The 11796-nt window shown below is 64.6% G+C and carries 10 protein-coding genes; 4 read left to right on the top strand and 6 right to left on the bottom strand.

Going from position 1 to position 11796, the window contains the following annotated elements:
* Window positions 1-151 precede the first annotated feature (151 nt).
* Window positions 152-1561, bottom strand: a complete 1410-nt coding sequence (gene ffh / locus ACRWQA_RS19240) for a signal recognition particle protein (RefSeq protein ID WP_263582312.1) — start codon at window positions 1559-1561, stop codon at window positions 152-154.
* Window positions 1562-1859: 298 nt separating this feature from the next.
* Between ffh and ACRWQA_RS19245 the strand changes: the two genes are divergently transcribed.
* Together ACRWQA_RS19245 and ACRWQA_RS19250 are read left to right on the top strand one after the other, a co-directional pair.
* On the top strand, window positions 1860-2660 hold the full coding sequence (locus ACRWQA_RS19245) for a cytochrome C assembly family protein (RefSeq protein WP_263582311.1): 801 nt from the start codon (window positions 1860-1862) through the stop codon (window positions 2658-2660).
* Window positions 2661-2735: 75 nt separating this feature from the next.
* Window positions 2736-4022 carry an HlyC/CorC family transporter gene (locus ACRWQA_RS19250; RefSeq protein ID WP_263582310.1) on the top strand — a complete coding sequence of 429 codons (1287 nt, stop codon included), beginning with the start codon at window positions 2736-2738 and terminating at the stop codon, window positions 4020-4022.
* On the opposite strand, the gene ACRWQA_RS19255 is transcribed toward ACRWQA_RS19250, so the two are convergent.
* Both ACRWQA_RS19255 and ACRWQA_RS19260 read right to left on the bottom strand, forming a co-directional pair.
* Window positions 4023-4691: a 1-acyl-sn-glycerol-3-phosphate acyltransferase gene (locus tag ACRWQA_RS19255; protein ID WP_412031212.1), complete on the bottom strand. Its 669-nt coding sequence runs from the start codon at window positions 4689-4691 to the stop codon at window positions 4023-4025.
* 53 nt (window positions 4692-4744) lie between these two features.
* On the bottom strand, window positions 4745-5362 hold the full coding sequence (locus tag ACRWQA_RS19260; RefSeq protein WP_263582308.1) for a TetR/AcrR family transcriptional regulator: 618 nt from the start codon (window positions 5360-5362) through the stop codon (window positions 4745-4747).
* 159 nt (window positions 5363-5521) lie between these two features.
* Between ACRWQA_RS19260 and ACRWQA_RS19265 the strand changes: the two genes are divergently transcribed.
* Together ACRWQA_RS19265 and ACRWQA_RS19270 are read left to right on the top strand one after the other, a co-directional pair.
* Window positions 5522-6196 carry an SOS response-associated peptidase gene (locus ACRWQA_RS19265; RefSeq protein ID WP_434230385.1) on the top strand — a complete coding sequence of 225 codons (675 nt, stop codon included), beginning with the start codon at window positions 5522-5524 and terminating at the stop codon, window positions 6194-6196.
* Window positions 6197-6201: 5 nt separating this feature from the next.
* Window positions 6202-9084, top strand: coding sequence for an insulinase family protein (locus ACRWQA_RS19270; protein ID WP_434230387.1), 2883 nt, complete (start codon window positions 6202-6204; stop codon window positions 9082-9084).
* 58 nt (window positions 9085-9142) lie between these two features.
* Here ACRWQA_RS19270 and sbcB read toward each other — a convergent pair whose 3' ends face one another.
* From sbcB to minD, 3 genes are all read right to left on the bottom strand, one after another.
* Window positions 9143-10633, bottom strand: a complete 1491-nt coding sequence (gene sbcB, locus ACRWQA_RS19275) for an exodeoxyribonuclease I (protein WP_434230388.1) — start codon at window positions 10631-10633, stop codon at window positions 9143-9145.
* A gap of 61 nt (window positions 10634-10694) precedes the next feature.
* Complete coding sequence (gene minE, locus ACRWQA_RS19280) at window positions 10695-10946, bottom strand: cell division topological specificity factor MinE (RefSeq protein WP_010630224.1); 252 nt, start codon at window positions 10944-10946, stop codon at window positions 10695-10697.
* The gene (gene minD, locus ACRWQA_RS19285; RefSeq protein ID WP_167120165.1) at window positions 10943-11761 is read right to left on the bottom strand and encodes a septum site-determining protein MinD; all 819 of its coding nucleotides are present in this window, start codon (window positions 11759-11761) and stop codon (window positions 10943-10945) included. The genes minE and minD overlap by 4 nt, the downstream gene beginning before the upstream one ends.
* Between the last annotated feature and the right edge of the window lie 35 nt (window positions 11762-11796).

Here is an 11796-nt window from a genome sequence, read left to right on the forward strand (position 1 = left end):
TCCTTGGACCCGCTTTCGCGTCATTCGGTCACTTTCTTAACAAGCGCTTCTTTACAAGCGTGCAGGCGGGCAGAGCCACGGTCCTGCCATGAAGACGCAGCATTCTACGGAAATCAGCCCCACTTTGAAACCCTTTTATCGAGTTCCACCCTCAGCGCCACGGGAAGCCACCAGGGCCGCCCATGCCACCCATTCCTCCAGGGCCACCGGGGCCCCCGCCGCCCATCATGCCGGACATACCGCGCATCATCTTCTGCATGCCGCCCTTCTTGCCCGCCTTCTTCATCATCTTCTGCATCTGCTTGTGCTGCTTGAGCAGGCGGTTGAGATCGGGCACCTGCAGTCCGGCACCGGCGGCGATGCGACGCTTGCGCGAGCCGTTGATGATCTCGGGTTTACGCCGCTCCTGGGGCGTCATCGAGTTGATCAGCGCCTCGAGCTTGCCCAACTCCTTCTCGGGCCCTGGCCCCTGGGCCAACTCGGCCATCTGCCCCATGCCCGGCAACTTGCCGAGCAGGCCGCCCATGCCACCCATCTTCTTGAGTTGCTGGAGCTGGTCGCGGAAGTCCTCGAGGTCGAAGCCTTCGCCCTTCTTGACCTTCTTGGCCAGCTGCTCGGCTTTTTTCTTGTCGACCGTACGCTCGGCCTCCTCGATCAGCGACAGCACGTCGCCCATGCCGAGGATGCGCGAGGCCACCCGATCCGGGTGGAAGGGCTCGAGCGCATCGACCTTCTCGCCCACGCCCATGAACTTGATCGGCTTGCCGGTGATGTGACGTACCGAAAGCGCCGCACCGCCGCGTGCATCACCATCGGCCTTGGTCAGGATGACGCCGGTCAGCGGCAACGCCTCGTTGAATGCCTTGGCTGTGTTGGCGGCGTCCTGGCCGGTCATGGCGTCGACCACGAACAGGGTTTCCTGCGGCTGACAGGCACGGTGCAGCTCGGCGATCTCGGCCATCATGGCCTCGTCGACCGCCAGGCGGCCGGCAGTGTCGACGATCACCACGTCGTGGAACTGGATCCTGGCGTGCTTGATCGCTGCCTCAGCAATGGCCACCGGCTTCTGGTCGGATTGCGAAGGGAAGAAGTCGACGCCGACTTCGCCGGCCAGGGTCTCAAGCTGGTCGATGGCCGCCGGACGATAGACGTCGGCGGAAACCACCAGCACCTTCTTCTTTTCACGCTCCCTGAGGTAGCGCGCCAGTTTGGCCACCGAGGTGGTCTTGCCCGCCCCCTGCAGGCCGGCCATCAGCACCACCGCGGGCGACCCCTTGAGCGAGAGACCCTCGTTGGCCTCGCCCATGATCGCCTCGAGTTCCTGCTGGACGATCTTGACGAACTGCTGGCCCGGCGAGAGGCTCTTCGATACCTCCTGGCCCACGGCGCGTTCGCGCACCCGCTCGACGAAAGCCTTGACCACCGGCAGGGCGACATCGGCCTCGAGCAGCGCACGACGTACCTCGCGCAGCGTATCCTTGATGTTGTCCTCGGTCAGGCGCGCCTGACCCTTGATGGACTTGAGCGTCTGGGAAAGCCGCTCACTGAGGTTCTGGAACATAAGCCACTCCGGCTGTCAGGCTGTCGGCTCGGCACGATGTCTCGCCGCTTGGCGAAGGGGACCTGCGGCGAAGCGACGCGCTCTCCGCAAAGATGATGGTCCATCCGGCGACGCAACAGCCCTGATAAAGCGGTTGAAGAATCTGCGCGCCAGTATACGCCCTGCGGCGGCCAGTCTCCATGCATAGGCCGCGCGCCACGGCTGTGCGCCGCAGCGAGGATTGGGTATAGTGGCCCTCGGCAGACTCCATCCACCCTGGGATCCACAGACGCCGGCGACGGCGCACGGACGACGACTGATGCAGGCGCTTCCTCTGGCCATCATGGCCCTCATCCTTTACCTGGGCGCAGCTTCCTGGCAAGGCCTCACGCTGCTTCGGCGCGTGCCGCAGCGTCCCGCCCTGGTTCGCGTCCTGGGCCTGCTGGGCCTGCTGTTCCACCTGCCCGTGGCCTTCCAATTGATCGACCAGAGCCCCGGCCTGATGCCCGGCCTTTCGACCAGCGCGGTGGTGTTGACCGCCATCATGGTCATCCTGCTGCTCAGCGTGAGCCTGGCCAAGCCGGTACTGAGCGTGGCCGTGGCCCTGTTCCCGGTATCTGGCCTGGCGCTGCTGCTGGCAGTCGGCCTGCCGAGTCCGGAACGCACCGGTGGCATGACACCGGGTATCGCCTTGCATGCCATGAGTTCAGCGCTGGCTTTCGGCATACTCTTCATCGCCGCCTGCCAGGCCATACTGCTGGGGCTTCAGAATCAGGCTTTGCGCCATCATCACACCCGCGGCATGGTGCAGGTGCTGCCGCCGCTGACCACCATGGAGCGGGTGCTGTTCGAATTGATCTGGGCCGGCATGGCGCTGCTCACCCTGTCGATTTTCAGCGGCTTCCTGTTCGTTGAAAGCATGTTCGCCCAACACCTGGCCCACAAGACTATCCTGTCGCTTGCCGCCTGGGTGATATTCGCCATCCTGCTGATCAGCCATCATGTACTTGGCTGGCGTGGCATGCGTGCCGTACGCTGGACGCTGGGCGGCTGCGCCGTACTGCTGCTGGCTTATTTCGGCAGCAAGTTCGTGCTGGAGATCATCCTCAATCGCACCTGAATCGGAAGTCGCCTTGACACTGCCGAACCGAATCCCTACAAACGGGGCTGACACGCTAGTGAGGATCCTACGACCTTGAGCGACGACTTCCCTCTGGGATTGCTGTTCGGCCTGCTTTTCCTGCTCGTCTGTCTTTCCGCTTTTTTTTCGAGCTCCGAGACCGGCATGATGTCGATCAACCGCTATCGGCTGAATCACGAGGCCAATAGCGGAGACAGTCGGGCTCGTCGGGTCCTGAGGCTGCTGGCACGCCCGGACCGGCTCATCGGCGTAATCCTGATCGGCAACAACCTGGTCAACAATCTGGCGGCTGCCATCGCCACCGTGCTCGCCATTCATTTCTTCGGCGAGGTCACCGGTCCGGCAATCGCCCCGCTGATTCTGACCATCGTGATCCTCATCTTCGCCGAGGTCAGCCCCAAGACCTACGCGGCGATCAAGCCCGAACGCGTTGCCTATCCCTCCTCGCTGATTCTCGAACCGCTGCTGAAGGTGCTTTATCCGCTGGTGTGGCTGGTCAACGCCATCTCCAACGGCCTGCTCAGGCTGGTCGGCATCAGGAGCCTCGAAGGCGGCGCGGACAGCCTGACCCGCGACGAACTGCGCACCGTGGTGCACGAAGCGGGCACGCTGATCCCCCACCGCCACCAGGCGATGCTGCTGTCGATCCTCGACCTGGAAAACGTCACGGTCAACGACATCATGGTGCCGCGCCACGAGGTGGTGGGTATCGACCTCGACGACGAACTTGAGGCCATCCTGGCTCAGATCCGCACCAGCCAACATACCCGCCTGCCGGTATTCAAGGGCGACATCAACAACATCATCGGCATGCTGCATCTGCGCAATGCGGCACGCTTCCTGTCGCGCGACGAGGTAACCAAGGCTTCGATCGTGCAGGAGGCGCGCGAGCCCTACTTCATTCCCGAATCGACCCCGCTGCACACCCAACTGCTCAACTTCCAGAAGCAGAAGCGTCGCATCGGCATCGTGGTGGATGAATATGGCGACGTGGAGGGGCTGGTCACGCTGGAAGACATTCTCGAGGAGATCGTCGGCGAGTTCACTACCGACGTGGCCGGCCAGGACCAGGAGATCCATCGCCAGGAAGACGGCAGCCACGTGATCGACGGCACCGCCAACATTCGCGACATCAACCGCGCCCTGGGCTGGAAGCTGACCACCGACGGCCCCAAGACGCTGAACGGCCTGATACTGGAGCATCTCGAGGCCTTCCCCGACGGACCCGCCTGCCTGCAGATTGGCAATGTCCGCATGGAGATTCTCGAGGTTCGCGACAACCTGATCACCTCGGCGCGCTGCTGGCAGGTGGTGCGCAGCGGTCGCCAGCGTCAGCCGTGATCAGCGTCGCCGTGGCGGGGAGGGCATCTCGAGCGGGCAGGCCCAGCCATCGGCCTCGGCCTTGAGCGCCCGCACGCGCGCCTCCAGCAGGTCACGACGCGCCAGCCTGGGCGGAATCGGCTTGCCGAAATAGAGCGCCACCCTGGCACGAAAACGGCGCGGCCCCCTGGATAGCGCCGGCCCATCGCGATGAGAGGTCCACGAGCCCCACAGGCCGGACAGCCCGGCGGGGATCACCGGCACCGGATCGCGCGCCAGAATCGTCTCGAGTCCACGGCGAAAGGCCTGCACCTCGCCATCTGGCGTCAGTCGCCCCTCGGGAAAAAGCATGACCACTTCACCACTGCGTAGCGCCCGACTGACTTCCTCCAGGGCGCGTCGCACGCTGCCGGGATCGCGCCGGTCGGACTCCACCGGGATCGCCCCCACCAGACGAAACAGCCAGTTGAGCCAGGGCGACTCGTAGATCGGCCGGTCCATCAGGAAGCGCAACGGGCGCGGGCTGGCCCCTCCCATGACCAGCGCATCCATGAAGCTGACATGGTTGCATACCACCACTGCGGCCCCACTGGCCGGGATGAAATCACGCCCACGCAGGCGCAGCCGATAACAGCAGTGGACCAACAGGAAGATGAGAAAGCGAATGAACGGCCGCGGCGCACGAGCCACACGCCAGCTCCCGAGCAGCAACAGGGAGCCGAACACCCCGTACAGCACGAGCGTCACGCGATATCGGACCTGTGCTTCAGGCCGGCGAGGATGGTGTAGAGCAGTTGGTCGAGCAGCTCCGGCACTTCGAGCTGCTGCCCCTGCCAGTAGCCCAGGCGCTCATTGAGACCCAACTGCACCAGGCCATGCACGCTGCCCCACAGGGTGCGCCCGAGGCGCCTGGCCTCCAGATCGCCGAGCGCCGGCTGGTACTCCTTGAGGCTCTTCTCGACGCGCAGGAACAGCGCCTCGATCATATCGGACTGGCGCTGGTCGAGTTCCCCCTCCTGGGCCAGCGGATAGTCGAACAACAGCTGCCAGCGAAACGGCTCGCGCTGCGCGAACTGCCAGTAGGCCAAGGCCAGGGCACGCATCTGCCTTTCGGGCTCCGCCCCCTGGGTCAACGGTTCGATGACCATGCGCAACCTTGCCAGGGTCTCGATGTTCACATGCTGAAGCAGGTTGCCGAAACTGCCGTAGAGCTTGAGCAGCGTACTCGGCGCACAGCCTACCTCGCGCGCCAGGGCGCGCAGCGAGAGTGCATGCACAGGGTTATCCTGCAGCCAGTCATCGCATGCAGCCATGACCTGGGCATGGAGCGCTTCGGGCGCATGCTGTCGGGGACGAGCCATCGAGTTCCTCGCAGGAGGTTTCACATCACGGGCGACAGGGCTTCGCTCGGTAGCTTAGGATAGCGCACATCGAACACTGTTTTCGACCATTGCAGACCAACCCTTTTCTGTTTTCTTCGGCTTGGCTAACCTGACGCCATTCCGTCACCCGGAGACTCCATGGCCGGCCGCCTCTACATTCCGCCATTCGACATGGCTCGACTGCTGCCCGAACTTCGCCAGGAGACCCCTCTGCTGACCGCCGTCAACCTGGCGCCAAGGCATCAGGTTTCACACATTCGGCTGGAAGCGGGCCGCGCCAGCCTGACCCAGGTCTTCTGGGGGCTGACGCCCTCCTGGCTGGCCGTGTTCGATCACGCGCCCCACTGTGCTCGGGCCGAGTCGCTCGAGGCCCGCCCCATGTTCCGCGACGCCTTTGTCGCCCGCCGTAGCCTGGTACCGGCGGGGGGCGTCTATGTATGGAAAACGCAGCCGCGCTTCAAGCAGCCTTTCCTGGTGACCCACATCGATCGGAGCCCGATGCTGCTGGCCGCCATCTGGTGTCGCTACCACACGACCCCGACCGAATATGCCGATTCGATGGCGCTGGTGACGGTGCCGACCAGCGATTTCATGGCGCCGCTCAGCGACCGACTGCCGGCGCTGATCGATGCCGCCGATGCCATGCGCTGGCTCGATCCGAACACCCCACCGGAAACCGCTCGTTCGTTGTTGCGTCACGCCCCTCGGGAACTGTTGGGCGCCTTTCCGGTATCAAGAAGGGTGAATGACCCTGCCAACCAGGACCCCGCCTGCGCCCATCCGACGGGCCCCATGCTGCGCTGGAACGAATAGGAGAGATGATGCTCAAGCCCCGCCCGCCCCTGCACTGCCCAGGCCGTCGAGACTCGCGGCCTGGGCTTGCACGCCTGCTGCTGGCCGGCTTCCTGGTGACCAGCCTCGCACAGGCCCAGCCGCCTGACGATACCGCCGCCGAAGAGGCGGTCGATGAGGTCGTGCTTCCCCACGTCAGCCCCCATGACAACCGTGACTATCGCGTGTTGCGGCTCGACAACGGCCTCACCGCCCTGCTCGTCAGCGACCCCGAAGCCGACCGAGCGGCGGCCTCGATGAACGTCGGCGTGGGCAGCGCCCAGGATCCCGATGACCTGGCGGGGCTTGCGCATTTCCTCGAGCACATGCTGTTCCTCGGCACTGAGCCGTTTCCCGAGGCCGATGCCTATCAGGACTACCTGCAACGTCACGGCGGTAGTCATAACGCCTTCACCGCTCCGCAGGACACCAACTACTTCTTCGACATCGAGCCCGAAGCGCTGCCCGGCGCGCTGGATCGCTTCAGCGAGTTCTTTCTCTCTCCTCTGTTCAACGCCGAGAAGCTCGAAAGTGAGCGAAATATCGTGCACTCCGAGTACATGTCGCGCATCCGAGACGACGGTCGGCGCGAGAACGACGTACTCAACCAGGTGCTCAATGCCGACAACCCCACCACCGGCTTCTCCGTGGGCAGCCGCGAGACGTTGGCGGACCGCTCCGAAGGCGAACCCAGCCTGCGTGAACGGGTGATCGATTTCTACGAACGCCACTACGATGCCAATGTGATGCACCTGGCGCTGGTGGCACCACAGCCACTGGACGAACTGGAGGCGATGGTGACCGAGCGCTTCGCCGCCATTGCCGACCGTGGCCTGGAACGCCCGGTCATCGAGGAACCGCTGGTACGGGAGGGAAGCCTGCCGCGCAAGGTGGAATTGCAATCGGTACGCGACAGCCGCCAGGTGAGCTTCATGTTCCCGGTGCCCGACCCCATCCAGCACTATCGGCACAAGCCTGCCGACCTTCTTGCGCACCTGCTGGGCCATGAGGGCGAGGGCAGTCTGTTCGCCGTTCTGCGCGAAGCGGGGCTGGCCGACGGATTGTCCGCCGGCGTGGGGCGCGGTGACGAACGCCACGCGCTGTTCACCGTCAGCATCAGCCTGACGCCCGCCGGTGCCGAGCGCATCGACGAGATCGAAGCCACACTGTTCGCCGCCATCGAGCAGATCCGCGAGCAGGGCTTGGAGGAGTGGCGCTACGCCGAGCAGGCCCAGCTTGCCGAACAGCAGTTCCGCTTCCAGCAGCATGGCTCGACGTTGCAGAGCGCCATGCGCCTGGCCATGAATCTGGCCCGCTTCCCGATGGAAGACGTACAGTACGCCGCCTACCGCATGGACGGCTTCGAGCCCGAACTGGTCGCGGAATATCTCGACGCCCTGCGCCCCGAGTCGCTGCTGCGTGTCTACAGCGGCCCTGATGTGGAGGGCGAGCGCACCTCACCCTGGTTCGACACCCCTTGGCGTGAGATCGAACCCTCAGACGCCTCTGCCCAACCGCTAACGGGCCTTGCCCTACCCGGCCCCAACCCCTTCATCGCCGAGGACCTGGCCCTTCTCGAAGAGCAGGACGAACGCCCCGAGCAGTTGCTGGAAGCACCCGGCTTCGAGCTGTGGCACATGGCGGAAGCCAGTTTCAACACACCCAAGGTGGAGTGGCGCTTCAGCCTGCAGAATCCCGCCGCCAGCAGCGACCCGCACCATGCCGTACTGGCCGACTTGCTGGCCGGCTGGCTGGACGACAGCCTCAACGAGGAGTTCTATGCTGCGCGTCTGGCCGGGCACGATGCCGAGGCGTATGCCCATGCACGAGGCATCACTCTGGCCTTCTCGGGTTGGCGCGACCGCCAGGACCGGGTCATGCGCCGCACCCTCGAGCAGTTGCTCGAGGGTGACATCGATGAGGCGAGCTTCGAGCGCGTGCGCTACCGCCTGCAGCGCGAATGGCGCAATGCCCCCCAGGCAGCCCTGTTCCGCCAAGGACACCGCACTCTGGCCGAGGCCCTGATGCGCCCCCACTGGCCGACTCAGAGCCTATTGGAGGCCAGTCGCGAACTGACGGTGGACGACCTGCGCGATTTCCGTCAGGAGTTCCTCGGCGAGCTTCGCCTGCAGGCACTCGCCATCGGCAATCTCGATGCCGAACTGGCCCGGCGCGAAGGACAGCTCGTGGCCGAGATGCTTGCGCCCACACTGCCTAAGGAGGCGATCCCCGACCTGACACCGCTGCGCATCGACGATGCACTGCCTACCCTGCATCCGCTGACCACCCGCGAGGAGTCGCTGGTACTGCGTTATCTGCAGGGCAGCGACCGCTCACTCGACGCCCAGGCGCGCCTTTCGGTGCTGGGACAGGTGATCGACACGCCCTTCTATCAGCGTCTGCGCACCGAGGAGCAGCTCGGCTATGTGGTCAGCGCCGGCTATTCGCCGCTGCTCGACGCGCCAGGGCTGAGCCTGCTGGTTCAATCACCCGATGCCCGGAGTGACGAGATCCAGACCCATATCGACGCCTTTCTCGAGGCGTTCGGCCAGCGCCTAGCGGAGATGGACGATGCCGACCTGGCCCCCTACCGCCAGGCCGTGCACGACAGCCTGCTGCAACGCGACACCAGCCTGTCGGGGCAGACCAACCGCCTGTGGCGTGCGCTCTCATTCGGCGATACCGAATTCGACCGTCGCGAGCGCCTGGCGCAGCGCGTGCTTGCCGTTACTGCCGACGACCTGCACGATGTCTGGCCTGAGCTGATCGAGTCGCCCAGTGCCATCGTTGCCTATGACCCCGGTGACGAACCCAGCGATGTGGCGGCCCTGAGCCGGCACCTGCAGCCGCTGCCCGAAGCCGACGACTGAATGCCCCATACCAAAGCGCCCGGCCAATGGCCGGGCGCGGTCGTGTTACGTTCTGCCGTCAGCCGAAGGCCTGTGCCGGCATCATTGCCTCCACATGCATGACGAGCTCCTCGAGAATCAGGCGGTCACGGTCGCTCAGGGCAACCTGGTTGAGGCGCTCGATCTCGCGGGCGAAGTCCTTCAGCGTGAACCCGGCCACGGCGCCGTCGTTCATGCGCTCCCAACGGTAAGTCTCCCAGCGCGCCTGCTCTTCACCGCTGAGGGTATCGGGGTAGTTGCGGGCGCGATAACGGAACAGCATCTCCTCCAGGCGGGGGTCCTGAAAGGCGAATCTGGCATCCACCAGGTCCCAGGGCGCCGTTGCGCGCACCCGTTCCATCTGTTGGCGATCGGTAGGCGAGAAGAAACCGCCGCTGTAGAGCATCAGGTCGGGGTCGTGTGGGCCCTCGGGGGGCGGCTGGGCGAAGACCTCCGCGACTTTGTGCGCCACCTCGGGGCTCGCCGCGAGTCGCTTCCAATTGGCACGACACGCGACCAGGTCGAGCCCCAGGCGCTCGACGATCTCACCGTACTCGCCCTGGCGTGGCCCCTCCACATCCTTGAGCGCCGCGGCGGGCAGGATCACCGGGCTGCGATTGATGTGGATGACCTTGAGTGGAATCCGCTCCTCGCCTTCCGCCAGGTCGTCGCTGCTGACGAAGACACGCTGGCGTATCTCCTCGGCGCTCAATTCGAGCAGCGCCTGAGGATCCACCGATAGATCGTAGACGATCACGCCGTTGGAGTTGGTGGGGTGCTCGGCCAGGGGCATCACCAGCGCACTGCAGCCGCGACTGGCCGGGTAGCGACGCGACACGTGCAGCACTGGCTTGCGACCGGTGATGTCGAGGCGCTTGGCCACCTCACGCTTGTTGCGCAGCGCCAGCAGATGGTCGAACAGACGGGGATTGCGCTGCCGCAGCAGCCGCGCCAAGGCGATGGTAGCACGCACGTCGGCCACGGCATCATGGGCGCCTTCGTGGGCGATGCCGTTGGCCGCGGTCAGGTGCTCGAGCCGGAAGCTGGGCGAGCCATCCTCGCGGCGCGGCCACTCGATGCCCGCCGGGCGCAGAGCGTGAAACGCCCTCACCGCATCGATCAGGTCCCAGCGCGAATTGCCGTTCTGCCACTCGCGGGAGTAGGGATCGAGCAGATTGCGGTAGAACAGACAGCGGCTCACTTCATCGTCGAAGCGCAGGCTGTTGTAGCCCAGCGCACAGGTACCGGGCTCGCTCATCAGCGCATGGATACGTCCTGCGAACTCGGCCTCGGGCACCCCGCGGCGGCGCGCCTGCTGCGGCGTGATGCCGGTGATCAGGCACGCTTGCGGGTGCGGCAGGTAATCATCGGCCGGCTTGCAGAAGAGTTCGATCGGCTCGTCGATCTCATTGAAGTCGGCATCAGTACGTATCGCGGCGAACTGCGAGGGCCGGTCGCGACGAGGGTCGGCGCCGAAGGTCTCGTAGTCGTGCCACAGGAAGGTCATCGGGGCGGCATTGGGCTTCGCCATGGGCGCGGTGTCTCCTGACTGCGTCCTGAGTGGCACAGCCTATCATAGCCCCGCGAACGACTCAGCTGCGCGGCAGGGTGACGTTGAGCTCCAGTACCGAACAGTTGTCCTCGCTGTCCAAACTGATGTTGATGGCGTCGTCATCGACCTGCACGTAGCGCCGAATCACCTCCAGCAACTCCTTCTCCAGCATCGGCATGTAGTCGGGTTGGCCACGCTGGCTGCGCTGATGCGCTACGATGATCTGCAGCCGCTCCTTGGCCACCGAGGCGGTTTTCTTGCGTTCGCGCTTCAGAAATTCCAGTAACTTCACCGGCGACCTCCTCCGAACATGCGACTCAGCAGGCTCTTCTTCTGGAGCTCATGGAAACGCAGCGGGATTTCTTCTCCGAGCAGGCGCGAGACGGTATCCATGTACGCCTGACCCGCATCGCTGTTGTCATCATGGGTCACGGGCACCCCCTGGTTGGAGGCACGCAGTACCGCTTCGGACTCGGGAATGAGGCCAATCAGATCAATGGCCAGTATCTCGCGAATATCCTCGAGGTTGAGCATGTCGCCATGATCGACCCGGGTCGCATTGTAGCGAGTGATCAGCAGGTGCTCCTTGACCGGATCCTCGCCGCGCTCGGCACGCCGCGTCTTGGAGGCGAGCAGCCCGAGGATGCGATCGGAATCTCGCACCGATGACACTTCGGGGTTGGTGACCACGATCGCCTCGTCGGCGTAGTACATGGCCAATTGGGCGCCGCGCTCGATGCCGGCGGGGGAATCGCACAGGATGTAGTCGAAGTCCTTGCCCAGGGTATCGAGCACCTTCTCGACGCCTTCGGACGTCAGTGCGTCCTTGTCTCGGGTCTGGGAGGCCGGCAGGATGTGCAGGTTGTCGACCCGTTTGTCGCGAATCAAGGCCTGGTTGAGCCCGGCCTCTCCCTGGATCACGTTGACCAGGTCGTATACCACGCGGCGCTCGCAACCCATGATCAGGTCCAGGTTGCGCAGCCCCACGTCGAAATCGATGACCACGGTCTTGTTGCCTCGCAGCGCCAGCCCGGTGGCGATGGCCGCTGCACTGGTAGTCTTGCCGACCCCACCCTTGCCTGAGGTCACTACGATGATCTTGGCCAAGTTACACGTTCCTTTGGATAGACGAAGAAAGACGA

This window comes from Billgrantia sp. C5P2 (genome assembly GCF_051062895.2).